The 19,512-nt window shown below is 68.2% G+C and carries 22 protein-coding genes; 11 read left to right on the top strand and 11 right to left on the bottom strand.

Annotated elements, in window-relative coordinates; genetic code table 11:
• Positions 1-7: 7 nt before the first annotated feature.
• The gene (locus ACFORO_RS22765; RefSeq protein ID WP_354743513.1) at positions 8-775 is read right to left on the bottom strand and encodes an ESX secretion-associated protein EspG; all 768 of its coding nucleotides are present in this window, start codon (positions 773-775) and stop codon (positions 8-10) included.
• An 81-nt stretch (positions 776-856) separates the two neighbouring features.
• The gene (locus tag ACFORO_RS22760; RefSeq protein ID WP_377872980.1) at positions 857-1,435 is read right to left on the bottom strand and encodes a TetR/AcrR family transcriptional regulator; all 579 of its coding nucleotides are present in this window, start codon (positions 1,433-1,435) and stop codon (positions 857-859) included.
• 116 nt (positions 1,436-1,551) lie between these two features.
• Here ACFORO_RS22760 and ACFORO_RS22755 point away from each other — a divergent pair, with 116 nt between their 5' ends.
• Both ACFORO_RS22755 and ACFORO_RS22750 read left to right on the top strand, forming a co-directional pair.
• Positions 1,552-2,391, top strand: coding sequence for an NAD(P)H-binding protein (locus ACFORO_RS22755; protein WP_377872981.1), 840 nt, complete (start codon positions 1,552-1,554; stop codon positions 2,389-2,391).
• Between the two features lie 78 nt (positions 2,392-2,469).
• Complete coding sequence (locus ACFORO_RS22750) at positions 2,470-2,712, top strand: hypothetical protein (protein ID WP_344282872.1); 243 nt, start codon at positions 2,470-2,472, stop codon at positions 2,710-2,712.
• On the opposite strand, the gene ACFORO_RS22745 is transcribed toward ACFORO_RS22750, so the two are convergent.
• The 3 genes from ACFORO_RS22745 to ACFORO_RS22735 form a co-directional block, all read right to left on the bottom strand.
• Positions 2,709-3,707, bottom strand: a complete 999-nt coding sequence (locus ACFORO_RS22745) for an acyl-CoA dehydrogenase family protein (RefSeq protein WP_377872982.1) — start codon at positions 3,705-3,707, stop codon at positions 2,709-2,711. The two genes, ACFORO_RS22750 and ACFORO_RS22745, sit on opposite strands and share 4 nt — an antisense overlap.
• A 76-nt stretch (positions 3,708-3,783) precedes the next feature.
• A complete protein-coding gene (locus ACFORO_RS22740; RefSeq protein WP_377872983.1) occupies positions 3,784-5,691 on the bottom strand; it encodes a glycosyltransferase in 1,908 nt (635 codons plus the stop codon).
• A gap of 5 nt (positions 5,692-5,696) precedes the next feature.
• Complete coding sequence (locus ACFORO_RS22735) at positions 5,697-6,164, bottom strand: GtrA family protein (RefSeq protein WP_377872984.1); 468 nt, start codon at positions 6,162-6,164, stop codon at positions 5,697-5,699.
• A gap of 145 nt (positions 6,165-6,309) precedes the next feature.
• On the opposite strand from ACFORO_RS22735, the gene ACFORO_RS22730 reads away from it, so the two are divergent.
• From ACFORO_RS22730 to ACFORO_RS22720, 3 genes are all read left to right on the top strand, one after another.
• Positions 6,310-7,683 carry an FAD-binding protein gene (locus ACFORO_RS22730; protein ID WP_377872985.1) on the top strand — a complete coding sequence of 458 codons (1,374 nt, stop codon included), beginning with the start codon at positions 6,310-6,312 and terminating at the stop codon, positions 7,681-7,683.
• Entirely contained in the window at positions 7,680-8,435 is a 756-nt protein-coding gene (locus tag ACFORO_RS22725; RefSeq protein WP_377872986.1) for a decaprenylphospho-beta-D-erythro-pentofuranosid-2-ulose 2-reductase, read from the top strand. The genes ACFORO_RS22730 and ACFORO_RS22725 overlap by 4 nt, the downstream gene beginning before the upstream one ends.
• 92 nt (positions 8,436-8,527) lie before the next feature.
• Positions 8,528-9,178 carry a VC0807 family protein gene (locus tag ACFORO_RS22720; RefSeq protein ID WP_377872987.1) on the top strand — a complete coding sequence of 217 codons (651 nt, stop codon included), beginning with the start codon at positions 8,528-8,530 and terminating at the stop codon, positions 9,176-9,178.
• Here ACFORO_RS22720 and ACFORO_RS22715 read toward each other — a convergent pair.
• The gene (locus ACFORO_RS22715; RefSeq protein ID WP_354743528.1) at positions 9,175-9,423 is read right to left on the bottom strand and encodes a helix-turn-helix domain-containing protein; all 249 of its coding nucleotides are present in this window, start codon (positions 9,421-9,423) and stop codon (positions 9,175-9,177) included. The two genes, ACFORO_RS22720 and ACFORO_RS22715, sit on opposite strands and share 4 nt — an antisense overlap.
• 182 nt (positions 9,424-9,605) lie before the next feature.
• Here ACFORO_RS22715 and ACFORO_RS22710 point away from each other — a divergent pair, with 182 nt between their 5' ends.
• Genes ACFORO_RS22710 through ACFORO_RS22695 form a run of 4 tightly spaced genes read left to right on the top strand, consistent with a single transcriptional unit; the run spans position 9,606 to position 12,616 of the window.
• Positions 9,606-10,004 (top strand): hypothetical protein, encoded by a 399-nt coding sequence (locus ACFORO_RS22710; protein WP_377872988.1) that lies wholly within the window; start codon positions 9,606-9,608, stop codon positions 10,002-10,004.
• Complete coding sequence (locus tag ACFORO_RS22705; protein WP_377872989.1) at positions 10,001-10,615, top strand: DUF3558 domain-containing protein; 615 nt, start codon at positions 10,001-10,003, stop codon at positions 10,613-10,615. Before ACFORO_RS22710 ends, ACFORO_RS22705 begins: the two co-directional genes overlap by 4 nt.
• A gap of 1 nt (position 10,616) precedes the next feature.
• The gene (locus ACFORO_RS22700) at positions 10,617-11,909 is read left to right on the top strand and encodes a hypothetical protein (RefSeq protein ID WP_377872990.1); all 1,293 of its coding nucleotides are present in this window, start codon (positions 10,617-10,619) and stop codon (positions 11,907-11,909) included.
• Positions 11,906-12,616 (top strand): ESX secretion-associated protein EspG, encoded by a 711-nt coding sequence (locus ACFORO_RS22695; protein ID WP_377872991.1) that lies wholly within the window; start codon positions 11,906-11,908, stop codon positions 12,614-12,616. Before ACFORO_RS22700 ends, ACFORO_RS22695 begins: the two co-directional genes overlap by 4 nt.
• On the opposite strand, the gene ACFORO_RS22690 is transcribed toward ACFORO_RS22695, so the two are convergent.
• Positions 12,617-12,988 carry a MerR family transcriptional regulator gene (locus ACFORO_RS22690; protein ID WP_377872992.1) on the bottom strand — a complete coding sequence of 124 codons (372 nt, stop codon included), beginning with the start codon at positions 12,986-12,988 and terminating at the stop codon, positions 12,617-12,619. It lies immediately after the preceding gene.
• Positions 12,989-13,096: 108 nt separating this feature from the next.
• On the opposite strand from ACFORO_RS22690, the gene ACFORO_RS22685 reads away from it, so the two are divergent.
• Positions 13,097-13,789 carry an SDR family oxidoreductase gene (locus ACFORO_RS22685; protein ID WP_377872993.1) on the top strand — a complete coding sequence of 231 codons (693 nt, stop codon included), beginning with the start codon at positions 13,097-13,099 and terminating at the stop codon, positions 13,787-13,789.
• Positions 13,790-13,825: 36 nt separating this feature from the next.
• On the opposite strand, the gene ACFORO_RS22680 is transcribed toward ACFORO_RS22685, so the two are convergent.
• The 4 genes from ACFORO_RS22680 to glf form a co-directional block, all read right to left on the bottom strand.
• Positions 13,826-14,500, bottom strand: a complete 675-nt coding sequence (locus tag ACFORO_RS22680; RefSeq protein WP_377872994.1) for a hypothetical protein — start codon at positions 14,498-14,500, stop codon at positions 13,826-13,828.
• Between the two features lie 115 nt (positions 14,501-14,615).
• Positions 14,616-15,668, bottom strand: a complete 1,053-nt coding sequence (locus ACFORO_RS22675) for a decaprenyl-phosphate phosphoribosyltransferase (protein WP_377872995.1) — start codon at positions 15,666-15,668, stop codon at positions 14,616-14,618.
• A complete protein-coding gene (locus tag ACFORO_RS22670; RefSeq protein ID WP_344281746.1) occupies positions 15,665-16,183 on the bottom strand; it encodes a phosphatase PAP2 family protein in 519 nt (172 codons plus the stop codon). Before ACFORO_RS22670 ends, ACFORO_RS22675 begins: the two co-directional genes overlap by 4 nt.
• Positions 16,176-17,399: a UDP-galactopyranose mutase gene (glf, locus tag ACFORO_RS22665; RefSeq protein ID WP_377872996.1), complete on the bottom strand. Its 1,224-nt coding sequence runs from the start codon at positions 17,397-17,399 to the stop codon at positions 16,176-16,178. The genes ACFORO_RS22670 and glf overlap by 8 nt, the downstream gene beginning before the upstream one ends.
• A gap of 89 nt (positions 17,400-17,488) precedes the next feature.
• On the opposite strand from glf, the gene ACFORO_RS22660 reads away from it, so the two are divergent.
• Positions 17,489-19,501, top strand: coding sequence for a DUF6541 family protein (locus ACFORO_RS22660; RefSeq protein WP_377872997.1), 2,013 nt, complete (start codon positions 17,489-17,491; stop codon positions 19,499-19,501).
• The last annotated feature ends 11 nt before the right edge of the window (positions 19,502-19,512 follow it).

Below are 19,512 nucleotides of genomic sequence, written 5' to 3'. Positions count from 1 at the left end.
GCTCCGGTCAGGCGTTTGCCGAATAGCCTTCAAGCTGGGTGAACAGTTGTTGGGCCAGACGGGCATTGTCTGCCGGCGCGTAGGTGAGCCAGCGGTTGCCGTCGCTGGAATCGCGCGTGCTGAGCAGGTAGCGGCCGAGTTCGGTGTCGAACCACGCGAGCGACGGCAGCGCCCGCTCGTGGCCGTTGCCGTCGCTCACGTACGGCGTGAACTGGCCGACCGCCAGCCGCGGCTTCTCGAAGATCCGCTGGACGGCCCTGAGCTGCGGATTGTGCGTGCGCGGGCCGCTGACCCCGGCGAACGGGTCGTACGCGTCGCCCCGCACCGGCTGCTTCGCCGGCCGCGCGACGGTCACCGACTGCCCCGCCGCGGCGGGCGTGAGCGGCAGCAGGTCGACGATCGCCGGGACGATGCCGGTCGGGCGGACCTCCTCGAAGGCGAACATCCCGTCGCGCTGGCAGACCAGCACCGCGAACTGCCCGTTGGACGCCACGCGCGCGAACAGCTGCTCGTCGCCGATCTTGGCCGCCGCAGACACCGCGAGGCCGGGCCGGGCGAACGTGGCGAGCGCGATCTGGACGTCGTCGTCGACGGTCCCGCGCCGCAGCAGGCCGCGGCTGTCGAGGTCGCGGAAGACGGCGTCGCGCACCGCGGCGCGTTCCTCGCCGGTGATGCCGATGTGCGGCACCACGAACGGCGCCGGCGCGCGGCCGAGACCGAGTTCCGCCAGCAGGAGATCCACCGCTGCCGGTGACAGCGTCAACGTGTACGGCACGACCCACCCCTAAATCCGGTCTCTCCCCGGCGAAACCGTAGTCCACTCCGCACCGTCGCGGCCATCGGCGCCAAGGGCGCGTCATCCGGAGCGCGGTGTTCGGATTCCGTTCAGGAAGTAGCCGGTGCGACGGTCGTAGGACTCACGCGGAGGTCGTTCGCCGTGTTTGAGGGCGAGGGCGGTCTCGACGACGAAGGCGTGGAGGTCACCCGCCGTGAACTCCGGCCGCACCGCACCGGCGGCCCGCGCCGCCGCGACGAGTTCTTCGTTGGCCTCACTCCCGACCCGGCAGATCTCCATGAGCTGCGGCGAGTTCGGATAGGTCTGCAGCAGGACGTCGTTGACGGAGGGCTGGCGATACTGGAGATCGCGCAGCGAGGTGACGTAGCAGTCGATCCGCTCGCCGATGTCGTCGGCGGTCCGCATGCGGTCGATGACCGCGAACAGCTCCGTCGCGACGACCTCTTCGATGACCGCCTCGATGAGTCCGATCCGGCCGCCGAACCGGTTGAAGATCGTGGCTTTGCTGACCCCCGCCGCCTTGGCGACCTCCTCCAGCGGGACCGTCAGGCCCCGCCCCTGGAAGGCGCCGATCGCAGCGGTTCGGATCTGCTCGGAATTGCGCTTGGCGTCGGCGCGCAGCCGGGATTCCGCAGGCACCGCGTTCCTCGTCTCTCAGTGTAAGTTGACTCGCCCGGTCAGCTTACCTAAAGTCGATGACGGAAGAAGTTGACCTACGTAGTCAACTTATGCTCCCGAGGAAGAGACCAGGAAAAATGATCGTTGTCACCGGCGCTACCGGCGGGCTGGGCAGTGCCACCGTCGAGCATCTCCTCAAGCGCGTACCGGCCGACCAGATCGGCGTCAGCGAGCGCGATCCGGCCAAGGCGCGGCACTTCGCCGACCGCGGCGTCCGCGTGCGACAGGGCTCCTACGAGGATCCGGGCGACTCTTTCGCCGGTGCCGAGCAGGTTCTGCTGATCTCTGGCAACGACCCCGCCGCCGACCTGGTCAGCCTGCACCGACGCGCCATCGACGCGGCCGTCGCGGCCGGAGCCCGGCGGATTCTCTACACGAGCCAGCACGGTGCCGCCCCCGGCAACCCGTATGGGCCGTCGGACCTCCACCTCGCCACCGAGGCGATCCTCGACGACTCCGGAATCGCCTGGACCGCACTGCGCAACGGTGCTTACGGCCCGCTCGACCAGGTGCTCGGCCCGTGGCAGCGGACCGGCGAGATCGCTCAGCCGGCAGACGGCCCCGTCCCGTACACCGACCGCGCGGACATCGCCGAGGCGACCGCGGCCCTCCTCGCCGGTGACCGCTCCGTCGACGGCCCCGTCACCCTCGCCGCTCCGACCGCCGTCACTTTCGACGATTTCGCCAAAATCGCTTCCGGCCTCACCGGTCGCACCGTCAATCGCGTGATCCTGGCCGACGAACAATGGGTTGCCGAACAGGTCGCGAACGGTGTTCCGGAGCAGGTGGCCCAGTTCATGCTCACCTGGTACCAGGCCACTCGGGCCGGTTATTTCGCCGAATCAGGCCCGCTGCTGGGCGAGCTTCTCGGGCGCGAGCCCCGCACTGTCGCGGACCGCCTCGCCGAAACCGGCTAGCGCGCTTCCGCTATGAGCGGATCCGCTGTCGGCGAACCGCTCTTGCCGCCGATGATCACCCACTGCTGCCATGGGTTCATGGCAGATCCCAAACCAGCACTGGTCCTGCACCTCTCGGCAGGCGGAGAGCCGCTGATCTTCCCGCTCACCGCCGACAGTTCCGAGACAGTCCAGGAAAAGCTCCCCGACCTACTCAAACACGGCGGCGTCCACTCTCTCGAAACCCGGGACGGCAACACTGTTTCGGTGAATTTCGTCCACGTGGCAGCCGCCTATGTCGACGATCTGAGCCGAAAGGGCAAATTCGGCCTGTCCGTTTAGCGACGGGCGAGTTCGAGCAGCCCGGCGCGGATCTCCGGTCTGCTCGCGGCCACAAGCAGGAACGTCGCCTCGCGCACCAGACGGCCGGCGTGCGCCCCGGGCAGCACCGCGCGACTGCCCGTCGCAGCAGCGAGCGCGCCCGCTGACCGGTACGCCAGGTCGGCACCGGCCGCGCGGGCTGCCGGGAGCGTGGCCGGGTCGGCGAGACCAGCGTTGAGGCGACGCCGGATTTCGTCCTGTTCGGAACGCAACGCCGTCGCCGTTTCCTCCTCGCCAGCGGCCTCGATCAAACTGGCGCAACGCTCGGCCAATCCAAGCGGCGCGCATCCGTTGAGCCGGGACGCGAAGATGCTGTCCGCCACGAACTTGTCGTAGCTAACCTGGGAGAAAACCGATTCGTCCGGAATGAAGTGATTGTCGAGCTTCAGCCGTACCGTCGCGGTGCCTTGCGCGGCCATGAGCGTCAACGGCTCGGCGACCAGGCTGTGCCCGACGATCGGCGACACCAAGGCATTGACCACCGTGTCGCCGTCGCGCCCGGACAAATGCAGTAGGTCAATCGCGTCCCAGCCGCTCACGAACGGCGCTTCACCGTCGAATCGATAGCCGCCGTCGACCCGCTGTACCCGGACTCGCGGCGGCGTCGGGATCACGCCCGCGCGCGCGACTCCCGCGCGCAGCCGTCCGCTGATCAGGTCCGGCAGATACCGCTCGCGCAGGTCCTCCCGGTCCGTTACGGCCAGCCCGGCGACGAGACCGTGGTGCTGCAGCCAGGTGAACGCGGTGCTCAGGCACCCGCCGGCCAGCGCTTCGAGCACCCCGACCAACTGGTCGAGGTCCACCCCGGAATCAGGTGCGGCGAGACCGTAGAAACCTTCCTCGGCGAGCGCGTCGAAATGCGACCGCGGCACCACGCCCAGCCGGTCCACCTCGGCGGCCGCGGGAAACAACAGGTCGTCGGCGAGAGCGCGCGCACGGGAAACCAGGTCGGCCATGAAACCAAGCTACCCAAAAAGACAAAAAGGGCGTCTCGCCGAACGCGAGACGCCCTTTTCAGACCAGCTCAGCCTGTCACAGCTCGTAGAGCCGCTTCCAGTTGTCGCGCGAGGTCAGTTCCGGCATGGCGCGCTTGTACTGCTCCTGCACGCCCGCGCCTTCCTTGCGCAGCCGGTTGATCACCTTCGCGCCGCGCTTGGCCAGATCGAACATCTTGACCTTGTCGTAGGTGCGCACGCGCACGCCTTCCTGCGACGCGTCGGTGACCACGGCGGTGTCGAACAGCGCGATGTGCCACCAGTGCGCCTCGTCGATCGGCACCGCGCCGAGCCCGAAGCGGCTGCGGCCGAGCGCCTTGTCGAGGATGCGCTTGATCAGCACGAGCCGCTGCATGCTCGGCCGCGGCGCGCTGTTGATGATGCCGATGTCGTTGGACGCGATGCCCGGCACGTCAGTGGCCTTGTGCCGCTTGGTCTCAGGGTAGGCGTCGCGGATCCGGCGGATCTCCTTCATCGCCTCGACGCCGCCGTCGCGCAGGACCTCCGGGCCCTCCAGGAAGTCCTCGACAGCCTTGATCAGCGTCGCGGACAGGCCGTACTGCATGCCGAGCAGGTAGCGCACCAGCTGCGCCATCAGCACGCGCGAGAGCAGGTTCAGGTTGAACGGCGAGTGCAGCGCGGCGGTGATGATCGAGTTGCGCAGGTTGAAGTACCGGTGCCACTCGTCCCAGTCCTTCCAGTGGAAGTCCGCGTGCCACACGCCGGCGCCCGGCAGGGTCACCGTGGGGAAGCCGTATTCGCGGGCGCGGTAGGAGTACTCCGCGTCGTCCCACTGGAAGAAGAACGGCAGCGGGTAGCCGATGGCCTTGACGACCTCGTACGGGATCAGGCACGACCACCAGCCGTTGTACCCGGCGTCGAGGCGGCGTTCCTGACGGTTCGGGTTGCCCTCCTCGTCGACGCCGAGCAGGTCCGCGGTGGACAGCGAGTGCTGCACCGGCTGCCCCGGCTCCAGCGTGTTCAGCCGGGCGTACTCGGCGCCGACGTGCAGCTGGTTCGGATGCAGCAGGTTGAGCATCTGGCCGCCGACGATGATCGGGTTGGCCGAGCGGTTGGAGAACGCCGTCATGCGCACGACGAGGTCCGGCTCGAGCAGCACGTCGTCGTCCATGAACAGCACGTTCGCGTGCTCGGTGGCGGTGTGCCCGGCCACCTCGTACAGGCCGCGGGTGAAGCCGCCCGCGCCGCCGAGGTTCGGCTGCTTGATGTAGTGCAGCTTCTCGCCGAGGTCCTTCGCGACCTGCTCGAAGCCCTCGCGCGACTCGACCAGGTCGCTGCCCTGGTCGGCGACGTAGATGGCGTCGAGGGTGTCCAGCGAGGACACGTCCGCGGCGAGCGCCTGGAGGTTCTTGAGGCAGTCGTCGGCGCGGTTCATCGTGCAGATGGTGACCGCGGTCGGGCGGATCGTCTCCGGCGCGTCGACGGTCCAGCGGACCTGCTCGACCCGCAGCGTCTGGCCGCCCTCGGTCTCGAGGTCGAGCCACAGCGCGCCGCCGTCGTAGAACTTGTCCAGCTTGCCGGTCAGCTCGACCTTGGCGCTCTTCGTGCCGGAGACCTGCTGCGCGTCGACCACGCGCGGGTCGCCGAGCATGTCGGAAGCGCCGAGCGACAGCAGCCCCTCGCCGGTGACGACGGCTTCGAGCTTCACCTCGGTCGCGGTGGTCCAGCGCTGCCAGTAGCTCGCCGGGAAGCGGCCGAAGTAGGTGTTGCCGGTGACCTTCGCGGACGGCTCCAGCGTCACGCTGCCGCGATCGCGCTGGGCGTTGCCCTGCAGGACCTCGGCGTACATGTCCTTGCTGACGATGGGAGCCGGCCCGGCGTACAGCCCGCGCTGGGCCGTGAGCCTGCCTTCGGGGGCGTGTTCGGCGAACCGCGTCTGGCCTGCGGGGGCCGCCTCCGCGACCGGGGCTGCTTTACCGGGCATCGAACTCAGTTCTCCTTTACCGGCCGTACACGGAACACGACCCACTTGAGCATCACGAAATTGATCACGGTGGCCGTCCCCTGGGACACGACCCAGGCGAGCGTGGCCTTCCACGCCATCTCCGGCAGCACGTTCAGCATGAGCCGATTCACGCCGATCGTCACGAGGAAGGTCACCGCGTACAGCAGAACGAACCCGCCGATCTGGGCGTTCCCGTCGCGCTTGCCCGCGGCGAAGGTGAAGCGGCGGTTCAAGAAGAACGCGGTGGTCGTGCCCACGATGAAACTGATCGCGCGCGCGATGTCCACCCACGGCGTGGCGTCCATGCCGACCGCACGCAGCAGCGAGTACGTGCCCAGGTCGAGCAGGGCGCAGAAGCCGCCGATCGCCGCGAAGCGGATCAGCTGGCCCAGCAGTCCGGGTCCCCCGGGCACCTGCTGCGCTTGGTCACTCTGCGGTTCTGTAGCCACCACTTGGAATACCTTCTCGGCCTATTGCGTCAGTGTCCGTATTACCCACTTCGACGCTCGGACGCTTGTGCCTTGATGCGCAAAGTGTAGAAGCGGGCACTTCAGGGTCACGTTCCGGGCGGTGTTCGGCGTGGCTACCCTGGTCCGCGTGACCCAAGCACCCGAGACACAGCGCCGCACGCTCACCGGCTGGGGCCGCACCGCCGGGACCGTCGCCGACGTGCTGAGCACGCGCGACGTCGAGGCTATCGCCCGAGCCGTCGCCTCCGCAGGCCCGCGCGGGGTCATCGCCCGCGGCCTCGGCCGGTCCTACGGCGACCCGGCGCAGAACGCGGGCGGCCTGGTCGTCGACATGACCGCGCTCGACCGCATCCACTCGATCGACCCGGACTCCGGCCTCGTCGACCTCGACGCCGGCGTCAGCCTCGACAAGCTGATGCGCGAGGCGCTGCCGTACGGCCTGTGGGTCCCGGTCCTGCCGGGCACCCGCCAGGTGACGATCGGCGGCGCGATCGCCAACGACATCCACGGCAAGAACCACCACTCGGCGGGCAGCTTCGGCAACCACGTGGTGTCGATGGACCTGCTCACCGCCGACGGATCCGTGCGCACGCTCACCCCGGAGGGCCCGGATTCGGAGCTGTTCTGGGCGACGGTGGCGGGAATCGGGCTCACCGGGATCATCGTCCGCGCCACCGTGCGGATGAAGAAGACGGAAACGGCGTACTTCTACGTGGACGCCGACCGCACCTCGAACCTCGACGAGACCCTCGGGCTCTTCACCGATGGTTCAGACCTCAACTACGACTACTCGATGTCGGTGCCGGACCTGATCTCGTCCGACAGCCGCCTCGGCCGCGCGACGTTCTCCCGCGGCTCGCTCGCGAAGCTCGACCAGCTGCCGCCGAAGCTCCGCAGCAACCCGCTGCGCTTCGACGCGCCGCAACTGCTGACGCTGCCCGACGTGTTCCCCAGCGGTCTGGTCAACAAGCTGACCTCGACCATGATGGGCAACCTGTGGCAGCAGACCGTGCCCAAGAAGGGCGCGCGCGGCAAGATCCAGAACCTGACGCAGTTCTACCACCCCCTCGACATGCTGAGCGAGTGGAACCGCGGCTACGGCAGCAAGGGCTTCCTGCAGTACCAGTTCTCCGTGCCGTTCGGCGCGGAAGACCAGCTCAAGGGCATCTGCCGGGCGATCTCGCGGTCCGGGCACTACTCGTTCCTGAACGTGTTCAAGCGGATGGGCGACTCGAACCCGTCCCCGATGTCCTGGCCGACGCCGGGCTGGATGCTGAGCGTCGATTTCCCGATCAAGAACGGGCTCAGCCGGTTCTGCGAGGAAATGGACGAGATGGTCCTGGACGCGAACGGCCGCCTGTACACCGCGAAGGACTCGCGCACCTCGCCCGAGACGTTCGCGAAGATGTACCCGCGGCTGGAGGAGTGGCGCAAGGTGCGCGCTTCCGTTGACCCCGAAGGCGTTTTCGCCTCTGACATGAGCCGGAGGCTCGCACTGTGATCGACGCGGTCGGTAACCCCCAGTCCCTGCTGCTGCTCGGCGGCACGTCCGACATCGCGCTGGCGATCGCGGAGAAGTACCTCGCGGAGAAGCCGCTGCGGGTCGTGCTGGCCGCCCGTCCTTCGCCGCGGCTGGAGGAAGCCGCGCAGCGCCTGAAGGATCGCGGCGCCGAAGTGTCCACTGTGGCCTTTGACGCGAAGGACCTGGCGTCGCACCCGAAGGTGCTGGACGAGGCGTTCGCCGGCGGCGACATCGACGTCGCGGTGGTCGCGTTCGGTCTGCTCGGCGAGGCCGAGGAGCTGTGGCAGGACCACGGCAAGGCCGTTGAACTGGCGATGGTCAACTACACCGCGGCGGTGTCGGTCGGCGTGGCGCTGTCGGAGAAGCTGAAGACCCAAGGCCACGGCAAGGTCATCGCGCTGTCGTCGGTGGCGGGCGAGCGGGTTCGCCGGTCGAACTTCGTGTACGGCTCGACCAAGGCCGGTTTCGACGGCTTCTACCTCGGTCTCGGCGAGGCGCTCGCGCCGCACGGCGTGCAGGTGACCGTCGTCCGGTCGGGCCAGGTCAAGACCAAGATGACCGCCGGGATGAAGGACGCTCCGCTGACCCGGACCGCCGAGCAGGTCGCCGACGTGGCGGTCGAGGCGGCGCGCAAGGGCAAGGAGCTCGTCTGGTCGCCGTCGGAGTTCCGGCTGGTGATGTCAATCCTGCGGCACGTGCCGCGGCCGATCTTCCGCAAGCTCCCGGTCTGACGTTTTCGCGGCCCGGCATCCACCGATCGGTGGATGCCGGGCTGACCGGCTCGACGATGTCCTGAGGGCGCCCGCGCGCCGAAACTCGGGGCATGGGGAACGAATTCCGCTCGTCGCTGGCCGCGCTGCTGATCGACCTCGGCGCGCCAGTCGGCGGCTATTACCTGCTTCGCGCCTTCGACGTCCCGCCGGTGTGGGCGCTGCTGCTCAGCGGCCTGCCACCCGCGCTGCGCGTGCTGTACACGCTGGTCACCCGGCGTCGCGTGGACGGGATCGGCCTGCTCGTCCTGATGTTCCTGGCCGTCGGTTTGGCCACCACGCTGATGACCGGCGACGCCCGGCTGATGCTCGTGCGCGGAGCCTGGTTCAGCACGCTGGCCGGTGTTTGGCTGCTCGCGAGCATGGTCGTCGGCCAGTACCCGACAACGTATCAAGCCGCCCGCGCCCTGTTGCCCGGCCGTGGCTCTCGGCTGGACTCGGCCTGGGACGAGCAGCCGTCGTTTCGCCGGGTGTGGCGAGCGCTGACGGTGGTGTGGGGCGTCGGCAGTTTGGTCCACAGTGGACTGAGCATCGGGATGGCCTACACCCTGCCGGTCGACGACGTTCCCGCGCTCGACGCCGGGCTGTCGATCGCGTTCTTCGTGGGACTGCAGGTGATCACGCAGATTCTGCTGATTCGCGAGGGCACGCTGCGCCAGGTGCTGCGGCCGTCCACAGTGGACATGCCGGCGAGCGAGGGCTAGTCCGAATCCGGCGGTGGACGCAAGCCGTCCACGAGCTTCGCCGGGTTCACGCCGAGCCCGGCGGCGAACTTGAGCAAATTGTGCAGGTTGATGTTGCGCAGGCCGCGCTCGACCTGACTCACGAACGTCCAGTGCACGCCGGCCGCCTCGGCCAGCTGCTCCTGATTGAGCCCGGCCGTGTTCCGAAACTCGCGCACGCGCTCGCCGACAATGCGCGCGGCGGCGGAGATCGGAGGCTTGGCCATGGTCAAGTAATCACACACGTCTAGCGCCGCCAAAACCAGAGCACAAATAGCTAGAGCAGTTGTGTCTAGAGCATATATGTCTAGTCTTCGAGCGCCTTTCCGAATCGCATCCACCGCGGGTGATTGATCGGCTACCGTGCTACCTGTAACCAATTGCCGACACCAGCGCTGAGGGGGCACAGGTGTGGGAGGACACGGCGTTCACGGTCGCGAGCGGACAGGCCAAGACGACCGCGCCGGACGGCTTCGTCCTGGAGCCCGATGAGGCAAAACAGCTGCTCAGCAAACTGCTCGCGGTGCGAGACAAGCTGATGGAGATGCGTCGGAAGGCGGTCAACCTGTGCGGAATGAAAGCTCCGTCGCAGGATCCGTCGACGCTCGCCGCACATGTGGCAATGGTCGGGGACGGCAAAAACGAACTAGGCGCCTACTCATACGGCGGAGGTCACATCGACCTTCAGATCGCCTACGTCGATGAATTCATCCAGCGCATCGCGGAGGCGCTCGGCATGACAAAATCAATCGATCAGCAGCAAGCTGGCCGCCTCAACAGTTTCAACAACCGGGGAACTACGGAATGAAACTCCGCATACCAATCGTCTTGCTCAGCTCCGCGGCCCTGCTCGCCGCTTGTTCGGGCACCACCGGCGGGAACCCGACTCCGGTGACGAGCAGCAGCTCGCTGCCGGGCAACGAGGTACCTCCCTACGGCGGTGCTCCGAAGGTCGAGAACCCGCTTCCCGACTCCGTGCTCTCCGGAAGCGCGTGCGACGCACTCAACTCGCAGCAGATCCACGTCAACTTTGGAGCCGACCTCGTCGGCAAGCCCGAAGACGGACCTCTCGGCCCTAAATGCACCTGGTCTGACCACCAGGGCGGCTCAATGCTGACAATCTTCTACACGACCAAGCAGCGAGAAGGCTTGAGCATCATCTACAAGCAGGTCAAGCCGCAGATGAAACGTTTCGACGTGCTTCCGCCCATCCAGGGCTTCCCCGCCGTCGCCTACGACCCGAAGCCAGGCCCGCGAACAGATGGGTGCCAAATAGCGGTCGGGCTCTCCGACACTCTCGAATTCGAGGTCGGACTTGACCTCGGCTTGTCCAACAGCGGCAAAGCTGACGCCTGTGGCCTCGCGGCCGACGTCACCGGAGATGTGGTTACCACGCTCAAGAAGAAAGCAGGCCGGTGACATGGGCTGGGTGGAGTCCACCAAGGCGCTGCTCGACAAGTACCAGCAGATGACGGTGCCGATCGAGGAGATCGTCCCGCAGGTCCAGGCAGGTCAGCCCGGCATCTGGCATGAGGGAAGTGACATCGCCAAGGGGCTGGCGCGTGATCAGGAAGCTGTCAGCCAGGACATCTCCCAGATTCTCGGCGGTCTCGAATCCGTCTGGAGCGGCACCGCGGCGGACAAAGTCTCGCAGCGGTTGCAGACGGTCCGTTCCTCGATGACCGATGCGCAGCAGACGTTCCACGACAACAGCGGCACGCACACCTCCGCGGCGTCGATGCTCGACAATCTGCGCAATCAGATGACGCCCATGTCGGCGGAACCGCTCACGAACGCGTTGCGAAGCGGGAAAAACCTGTTCGACTCCGACGTCATGGCCGAGATGCGGAACCACAACGCGGCCTCGGACAAGAATCTCCAGCTGTACCAGGAATTCACTCACCAGACCCAGGCGAATTCGGGGCAGCTCAAGTACGACTACGGCAAGATCGGCGCGTACGACGGCGGCGGCGTCACGGTCAACCAGCAGCCGGGCGGCCCTGACGCGGGCCGTCCGCCGGTCGGCAAGGGCGGGAAGGTCGGCGAGGACGGCAAGCCGGGCCCCGGCGGCGGGGAGCGGTGGACGGGAAGCACCGGTCCTGGCGTGACGGGTCCGGACAGCCAGAGCCCCGGCGTGAACGGGGCGGGCGGCAGTGGTCCGTACCCCGGCAACGGCAACCCCGGCAGTGGCAACCCGGGCAGCGGCGGCCACCAGCGGGTGCCGAATCCGTCCGACGCGACCAGCTCCTCCGGCTACCCCGGGCCGGGTGGTCCCGGTCAATCCGGCTTCGTCCCGCCTGGGTACACCGGGTACCAGCCCGGCGGGTCCGGCCCGAATTCCGGCGGCTCCAGCGGGTCCGGCCTCGGCTACACCCCGGGCATCGGTTTCGGCCCGGCCGGCGGCGGGAGCCAAGGCGGTGGGACGACACTCCGCGGGCCGGGCGGTAGTCCGGGCGCGGGTTCCCGTGCCGGCGCCGGGGAATTCGGTCCGCGAGGCAGCGGTGCCGGGACGGGCGCCGCACGCGGGGGCGCGGCCGGCGAGCGCGGCATGCCCGGGGCGGGGATGAGCGGCGGTCGTGGCGGCAAGAAGGAAGACGACGCCGAGCACAACCGCAAGTACGTCCTGGACACCGACGACATCTTCGCCGACGAGGAAGCGACCATCGATCCCGTCACCGGCCTCCGGTCGACGCCGCCCACCCTCGGCGCATGACCGGACTGGATCCGGTGGTGCGGCTGCCGACCGCGGTGCTGTCCACGGTGTGGGGCATGCTCGACCTCGGCGAATTGCACCCGATGCTCGGGGGCAAGCGGCTTTGGGTGAAAGACGGCGCGGACCGTCGGCTGCACGCCGACACCATCGAGTACCTCGCGGAACTCGGGCTCGCGCGCGACGAGGCGCCAACACCGTCCTTCCGGGCGACCTTGCGGCTGATCGCCTACGCCGAAAGCGAATACTTCGCGCACTCGCAATTCAGTACCGGGGTCGATCGCAGAGCACTAGTCGCACGGCGCGCGGCGGAAGCGGTGCTGGTGTCCGTGCAGGACGACGTGGCCGAGATCCGGCCGACTGCCCCGAACAGGCTGGCCACCGCGCTTTTCGACACGCTTCCGCCGATCCCCGGCGCGCCGGTGCGCTCGGTGTCAGTGACATCGGACGAGACGCCGGACCCGTTCGACGAAAGCGCCAGCGCCGAGTACCTCAATTCAGTCTTGGCTCAGCCCAGGGAAGCGGTACACCAGCTGTACGTCGGGCGCCGGGCAGGCGGCAGGCACCTCACCGGCGGCCCGATCTTCGCCTTGGACCTGGCAGCCGGCCGAGTCCTGACTTACCGGACCACCGGAGACCGGACCGAACTCATCCCCGGCGACCCGCGGGCGATCGTCAAGATTCTGAACGAAACATCCGGGGCGCTCTGATCATCGCCCCAGCACGACCGGGCAATGCGGATTCGGCGTCTCCGCCAATTCGATCATCGCTTCCAGCCGCTCCCGCGTGCGTTCGAGGCCGGAGATGTACTCGTCCAGCCGAGTTTTCTCCGTGCGCAACCGATCGCGCGACTCCGGCGTGCTGACGCCCGCGTGCAGGCACGGCATCAACTCGCGGATAGTCGCGCTGGACAGCCCAGCCGCGTAGAGCTGCTGAATCAGCCCCACCCACGACACCGCGTCCTCGCCGTACCGGCGCTGCCCGCCGGACGTGCGCGTCGACTCCAGCAGCCCCTGCTGCTCGTAGTAGCGCAGCGAACGCACGCTGACCCCGGCACGCTCCGCCACCTCTCCGATCCGCATCCGCAAACCTCCGCCGTGATCCGCACAACAAACACGAGAACCTGACACCGACGTCAGGATCCAGGATAGCTGTTGTCCCCTTCCGACGGCTTTTCCCAGGAGAACCTCATGCAGATCGCAGGCTCAACCGCGCTGGTCACCGGTGCCGGACGCGGACTCGGCACCTACTTCGTCCGCGCCCTGCTGGAGCGCGGCGCGGCGAAGGTCTACGCCACCGCTCGCCGCCCCGTCGACCTCGACGGTGCCGTGCCCTTGCGGCTGGACGTCACCGACCCCGGCTCGGTCGCCGCCGCCGCGGCCGCCGCCCCGGACGTCGACCTGCTGATCAACAACGCCGGAATCGCCAGCTTCACCGACCTGGTGACCGGCGACCTGGCCGAGATTCGCCGGGAAATGGAGACGAATTTCTTCGGCCCGCTGCAAGTAATCCGCGCATTCGCGCCAGGACTGAAAGATGGCGCGGTTTTGAACGTGCTGTCCGCGCTTTCCTGGGTGGCTTACCAGGGCTCGGCGGGATACGCGGCGTCGAAAGCGGCGGCGTGGAGCCTGACCAACTCGGTGCGGCTGGAACTGCTGGCTCAGCGCACGCTGGTCAGCGGCCTGGTCCTGGCCAGCACCGACACCGACATGATGGCGGGCTTCGACATCCCGAAGAACGATCCGGCCGAAGTCGTCCGGCTCGCGCTGGACGGCCTGGAAGCGGGGGAAATCGAGATCATCGCGGACGCCGACAGCGCGACCGCGAAAGCCGGGCTGTCCGCGCATCCGACGGTTTTGTACCCCGCCCTGCTGGGCGAATGAGGTCCTGAGGGCAGGGATTCTGCGCGAAAGGCTCGATCAATTCCCAGAGCCGGTGTTGCCGCCATTCCCGTTGCCGAACCCGGGGCCGTCGTTCTGGTTGCCGTTGTTCTGGTTGCCGCCGTTCTGGCCGTTCGGGACGCGGTGGCGCTGGCCGGGACCGCCGTCGGTGAAGCGGTGGCCGCCTTGGTGCTGGCTCATGCCGGGGTGGTGTGTCGCGGCCATGACGCCGCCGACGATTCCGCCGCCCACGGCCAGTCCCAGGACTCCCACCGCGACCAGTTGCGTCGCCCGGTGGGCCACGAACCGGCGGAAGCCGCTCTGCTTCGGCGGCGGCAGCGGCATGCCCCACGGGCCGGGCTGGGCGAATGCGCCGGGCTGAGGCGGCTGCTGAGCGGCCTGCTGACCCGCTTGAGCCGCCTGCTCGGCGGACGACGCGGGTTGGCCCGCCTGTTCGGCGGACGGACCGGGCTGGCCTGTCTGCTCGGCGGACGGCCCGGGCTGGTGCAGCTGGCTGGTCTGCTCGGCGGGCGGCACCGGCTGGCCCGGCTGCGTGGCTTCCTCAGCAGACCCCGGCTGACCAGCCGAAGCCGTGGAAGCCCCGCCCAGGTCCCCGGTCCGGCCGAACTGCTCGGTCGGCTGCTGCCCCGCGGGCCCGCCGGTCTCGCCAGCGCCCGAAGGCTCACTGGGCGAGGGGTTCTCGTTGTCGTTCATCGTCGGTCCTCCGGGCTGAGCGGGTGGGAGGCGGGGTGTCCCGGCTCCCACCCCTGAGGGTGACCGTCGATGCTGTGGAGAAGCTGAACCTCAGCTGTCTAAATCCGCGCGCCGTTCACAGGTAGAACGACAGGAACAGGGTCACGACCCAGGTCGCGCCGAGCACCTGCAGCACGCGGTCCTTCAGGGCGATCTCGTCCGGCGCGCCTGCCGTACCGCCGTCCACGTCGACCGCGTAGCGGAGCACCGCGATCACGAACGGGATCATCGACACCACGGCCCACACCGAGTTGTGCTCGGCCTGGCGGATCTCGAACGCCCACATGCAGTACGACATGATCAGGATCGCCGCGGACGTCGCCCACACGAAGCGCAGGTAGCTCGCCGAGTACTTCTTCAGCGACGAGCGGATCTTCGCCCCGGTGCGCTCGAACAGCATGATTTCCGCGTACCGCTTGCCCGCCACCATGAACAGCGAGCCGAACGCCGTGACGAGCAGGAACCACTGCGACATCGCGATGCCGCCCGCGACACCGCCCGCGACCGAGCGCATCAGGAAGCCCGAGCCGACGATCGCCAGGTCCACCACCGGCTGGTGCTTCAGCCCGAAGCAGTAGCCGAGCTGGACGGCTTCGTAGACCGCCAGCACGAGCGCCAGCCGCCAGTCCGCGGCGAACGACACGGCGAGACCGGCCAGGAAGAACACCACGGCGGACGCGTACGCCACCGGGACCGGCACGATGCCCGCCGCGATCGGGCGGTTGCGCTTGGTCGGGTGAGCCCGGTCGGACTCGACGTCGACGGCGTCGTTGATCAGGTAGACCGACGAGGCGGTGAGCGAGAACGCCACGAACGCGATCAGCGCGTCGATGACCAGCTCGGTCCGGTTCGTCGCCTTGGAGAACGCGAAGAACGGTGCCGCGAAGACGAGGACGTTCTTCACCCACTGCTTCGGCCGGGCGGTTTTGATCACTCCGAGCACGAGACCGAGCGGGCTCGGGCTGGCCGGGCTCGGGGTGGCCGGAGCCGGGACTTCGGCCTTTTCGGCCTGCTCGGTCTCCTCGACCTTCTCGGCCACGTCGGTCTTTTCGGCAGCCGGCTCGATCGCTTCCGCGGATTCGGCCGTACCGGACGCGTTTTCGGTTCGCTCGTCGGTCGTTTCGCTCATCGCTTCTTGGTCAGCTTCCGTCGGATCAGACCGCCGACGACGCCTCCCAGGGCGGCTCCGGCAAGAACGTCTGTCGGATAGTGAACGCCGAGCAGCAGCCTCGAGGCGAGCATCGGCGGTACCAGGGCGGGGACCAGGTTACGCCCGGTCAATCCGGAGTAGAGCACCGCCGCCGCTGTCGTCGACGTCGCGTGCGACGACGGGAAGCTCAGCTTGCTCGGCGTGCCGACCAGAACCTCCACGCTGGGATGGTCCGGACGGCGCCGCCGCACGACGCGCTTCACGGCGATCGACGCGGCGTGCGCGCCCACCACTCCGGCCGACGCGACCAGCCAGTCCTTGCGCCGGTCACGGTCCACCGCCGCTCCGAGCAAGCCCAGCGCGAACCATCCCGCGCTGTGCTCCCCGAACAGCGACATTCCCCGCGCGACCTGCACCGTGCCGGGCTTCTTCAGCACCTTTTGGGTGCGGGAGAGCACAGCTACTTCACCGCGCGGGGTGTCTTTCTCAAGCATCGATCGACCCGTCGATCGGCGCACCGTCGGTCAGGTGCGGGGCGATCTTGTTGTCGAACGCCGACAGCGCCGACCCGATCGCCATGTGCATGTCGAGGTACTTGTACGTGCCCAGCCGTCCGCCGAACAGCACGTTCTTCTCGCGCGCCTCGGTCTTCGCCAGCTCGCGGTAGCTTTCCAGCTTCTCGCGGTTCTCGGCGGTGTTGATCGGGTAGTACGGCTCGTCGTCTTCCTTCGCGAAACGCGAGTACTCGCGGAAGATGACCGTCTTGTCCTTCGGGTAGTCCCGCTCCGGGTGGAAGTGGCGGAACTCGATGATGCGGGTGTAGTCCACGTCGGCGTCGTTGTAGTTGACGACCGAGGTGCCCTGGTAGTCGCCGGTCTGCGCGACCTCGGACTCGAAGTCGACGGTGCGCCAGGTGAACCGGCCCGCCGAGTAGTCGAAGTAGCGGTCCAGCGGACCGGTGTAGACGGTCGGGGTGCCGGCCGGGATGTGCTCGCGCACGTCGAAGTAGTCGACGTTCAGCCGGATCTCGATGTTCTCGTGCTCGGCCATCTTCTCGAGCCACGCGGTGTAGCCGTTGACCGGCAGACCCTCGTACGTGTCGTTGAAGTACCGGTTGTCGAAGGTGTAGCGGACCGGCAGGCGGGTGATGATGTTCGCGCCGAGGTTCTTCGGGTCGTTTTCCCACTGCTTCGCGGTGTAGTCCCGGATGAACGCCTCGTAGAGGGGACGGCCGATCAGCGAGATCGCCTTCTCCTCGAGGTTCTGCGCGTCCTCGGTCCGGAACTCGGCGGCCTGCTTCGCGATGAGCTCGCGCGCCTCGTCCGGCGTGTGCGACTTGCCGAAGAATTGGTTGATCATGCCGAGGTTCATCGGCAGCGGGTAGACCTGCCCGTCGTGCTTGCCGAAGACCCGGTGCTGGTAGCCGGTGAACTCGGTGAAGCGGTTGACGTAGTCCCACACCCGCTTGTTGGACGTGTGGAAGAGGTGCGCGCCGTAGCGGTGCACCTCGATGCCCGTTTCGGGCTCGACCTCGGAGTAGGCGTTGCCCCCGAGGTGGTGGCGGCGCTCGAGGACCAGGACCTTCTTGCCCAGCTCGGCCGCGGCCCGTTCGGCGATGGTCAGGCCGAAGAAACCGGACCCGACGACGACGAGGTCGTAACCGCGAAAGTCGTCTTCAGTAATCTTGGCGGAGTTCGTGTGCTCGCTCACGGGCGCTCAGGGTACGCAGTCGTGCGACCGCCTCCCGAACCGACCTCGGCATCCCGCCGGGTTTTACCCGCACTACACAAGTGAGAAGCATGCCTGCACCAGACACCTTCTGGACTTATTTCGGCGCGGTCGCCACTTACCTGGCCGTGCTGATGGTCCCGGGCGGCATCATCGGGAGGGCCGCGGGAGTGCGCGGCTGGGCCCTGGCCGGACTAGCGCCGCTGCTCAGCTACGCCGTCACCGGCTTGGGCGGGCCGTGGCTGGCGGCCGTCGGCCTCCGCTACAACGTCCTCACCGCCGCGGCCTGCACGCTGCTGCTGGCGGGGATCGCGTGGGGGATCCGCAGACTGTGCCTCGTGCGCGGCTGGATCAAGCCCGGCGCGGAGGAGCCCCCGGTCGTCTGGAGCACTCGCGCGCACTGGTCGGTCGCCGCGTGCGTCGTGGTGGCCACCGCGCTGTCGATCGCCGTGGTGCTGTCCGCGCGCGGCGGGACGACGGCGGTCTTCCAGCGCTGGGACACCGTCTATCACGCGAACGGCATCCGCTACATCGCCGACACCGGCGACGGCTCGCTCATCGGCATGAGCAAGATCAACTGGTACCCGGACGGCTCGTTCTACCCGAACGGCTATCACCTGGTCGCCGCGCTGGTCTATCAGATCTCCGGCACGAGCATCCCGGTCACGCTGAACGCCGTGACCATGCCGGTCGCGGGCATCTTCGCGCTGTCGATGGTCGCTCTGGTCCGCCAGATGGGCGGCCGTGCGGTCTTCGCGGGCTGCGCGGCTCTCATCGCTGCCGCGGCCACCACGGGCGCGTATGAGTCGGTGTCGAGCGGACTGCTGCCGTACGCGCTGGGCGTGGTTCTGACACCGCTCATGGTGGTCTCGCTGCAACGCTTCCTCGTACGCCCGGGCGTCGACACCGGTCTAGTGCTCGCGCTCACCGTGGACGGCCTGCTTGTCGCGCATTCGAGCGCACTATTCGGCGGCACGCTCTTCGCGGCGCCACTGGTGCTGCAACGCTGGTATCGGTCGCTTCGCGGGCTTCAGGTGGACGGTGTGCCCGAGGGACGCAACGGGCTGCGCGTGATCGGCGGCGACATCGTGCGCACAGTGCCGGTCATGGTGATCGGGCTCGCGCTCGCCGCGCTGCAGATCCTGGGCGCGATCGGCTTCACCAACGGCGCGTACCCGTACCAGCCGTGGAATTCGGACCTGCCGGTCATGTCGGCGCTGAACATGCTCGCCACGTTCCAGCAGGTGCTGCACAAACCGCAGCTCTGGCTCACCGTGCTGCTGGTGGTCGGCGTGCTGAGCTTCCGCTCGCTCGGCAGGCTGCGCTGGCTGATGGTGTCCGCGATCGGGCTGTCCGGGCTGTTCGTGCTGGTCACGTCCTACGGCGCGTCGCCGCTGGTGATCTCGCTGTCGCGGCCGTGGTGGAACGACCGGTTCCGGCTGATGGCGCTGGCCGCGATCCCGCTGTGCCTGCTCGCCGGGCACGGCATGGCGGAGCTGCAGCGCTGGATCGCGCAGCTGATCCGCTCGGTCAGCTGGGCGAAGGCGCGACCGAAGGTGGTGTCCCGGCTCGGGGTCGCCGCGGCGGCGGTCGTCGTGGCCCTGACCGCGGTGTTCACCGGCGGTTTCTACCGGACCGCGAACGCCACCGCGGTGTCGTTCCTGTACTACAACGGGCCGGAGGGCGAGGTCACGCCGCCGGTCAGCCCGGACGAGATCGCGGCCATGGACTTCCTCGGCCGGATGGGCATCCCGCCGGAGGAGAAGGTGCTGAACGACCGGCTGGACGGCACGGCGTGGATGTACGCGCTGACCGGCGTGCATCCGGTGGCGGGCCACTACGACGGCGGCGGCCCGATCTCGCCGGACGCGGCGTACCTGGCGCTGCACTTCCGCGATTACGACCTCGACCTGCGCGTTCGCGAGGCGGTGCAGCGGCTGAAGGTGCACCACGTGCTGGTCGGCAGCGGCTCGATCGCCAAGGACGCGCCGCTGTCGGCCGGGCTGCGCGACCTCAGGGGCCGCGATTTCCTGCGCCTCGTGTACGACAACCCCGGCGCGCAGATCTACACGATCATCAAGTGAAACTCGTGACC

It is taken from the genome of Amycolatopsis halotolerans, from assembly GCF_042647905.1.
Classification (GTDB): Bacteria; Actinomycetota; Actinomycetes; order Mycobacteriales; family Pseudonocardiaceae; genus Amycolatopsis; species Amycolatopsis halotolerans.
The sequence above is the reverse complement of the archived record's forward strand: the minus strand, read 5'-3'. Positions and strand labels throughout refer to the sequence as shown.

Excerpts from the sequence above, each read along its gene's own strand:
- ACFORO_RS22705 (WP_377872989.1), top strand. The coding sequence starts at position 10,001 with ATGAAACTCCGCATACCAATCGTCTTGCTCAGCTCCGCGGCCCTGCTC.
- ACFORO_RS22680 (WP_377872994.1), bottom strand. The coding sequence starts at position 14,500 with ATGAACGACAACGAGAACCCCTCGCCCAGTGAGCCTTCGGGCGCTGGC.
- ACFORO_RS22670 (WP_344281746.1), bottom strand. The coding sequence starts at position 16,183 with ATGCTTGAGAAAGACACCCCGCGCGGTGAAGTAGCTGTGCTCTCCCGC.
- ACFORO_RS22715 (WP_354743528.1), bottom strand. The coding sequence starts at position 9,423 with ATGGCCAAGCCTCCGATCTCCGCCGCCGCGCGCATTGTCGGCGAGCGC.
- ACFORO_RS22695 (WP_377872991.1), top strand. The coding sequence starts at position 11,906 with ATGACCGGACTGGATCCGGTGGTGCGGCTGCCGACCGCGGTGCTGTCC.
- ACFORO_RS22755 (WP_377872981.1), top strand. The coding sequence starts at position 1,552 with ATGATCGTTGTCACCGGCGCTACCGGCGGGCTGGGCAGTGCCACCGTC.
- ACFORO_RS22690 (WP_377872992.1), bottom strand. The coding sequence starts at position 12,988 with ATGCGGATCGGAGAGGTGGCGGAGCGTGCCGGGGTCAGCGTGCGTTCG.
- ACFORO_RS22740 (WP_377872983.1), bottom strand. The coding sequence starts at position 5,691 with ATGCCCGGTAAAGCAGCCCCGGTCGCGGAGGCGGCCCCCGCAGGCCAG.
- ACFORO_RS22660 (WP_377872997.1), top strand. The coding sequence starts at position 17,489 with ATGCCTGCACCAGACACCTTCTGGACTTATTTCGGCGCGGTCGCCACT.
- ACFORO_RS22675 (WP_377872995.1), bottom strand. The coding sequence starts at position 15,668 with ATGAGCGAAACGACCGACGAGCGAACCGAAAACGCGTCCGGTACGGCC.
- ACFORO_RS22720 (WP_377872987.1), top strand. The coding sequence starts at position 8,528 with ATGGGGAACGAATTCCGCTCGTCGCTGGCCGCGCTGCTGATCGACCTC.
- ACFORO_RS22745 (WP_377872982.1), bottom strand. The coding sequence starts at position 3,707 with ATGGCCGACCTGGTTTCCCGTGCGCGCGCTCTCGCCGACGACCTGTTG.
- ACFORO_RS22700 (WP_377872990.1), top strand. The coding sequence starts at position 10,617 with ATGGGCTGGGTGGAGTCCACCAAGGCGCTGCTCGACAAGTACCAGCAG.
- ACFORO_RS22750 (WP_344282872.1), top strand. The coding sequence starts at position 2,470 with ATGGCAGATCCCAAACCAGCACTGGTCCTGCACCTCTCGGCAGGCGGA.
- ACFORO_RS22685 (WP_377872993.1), top strand. The coding sequence starts at position 13,097 with ATGCAGATCGCAGGCTCAACCGCGCTGGTCACCGGTGCCGGACGCGGA.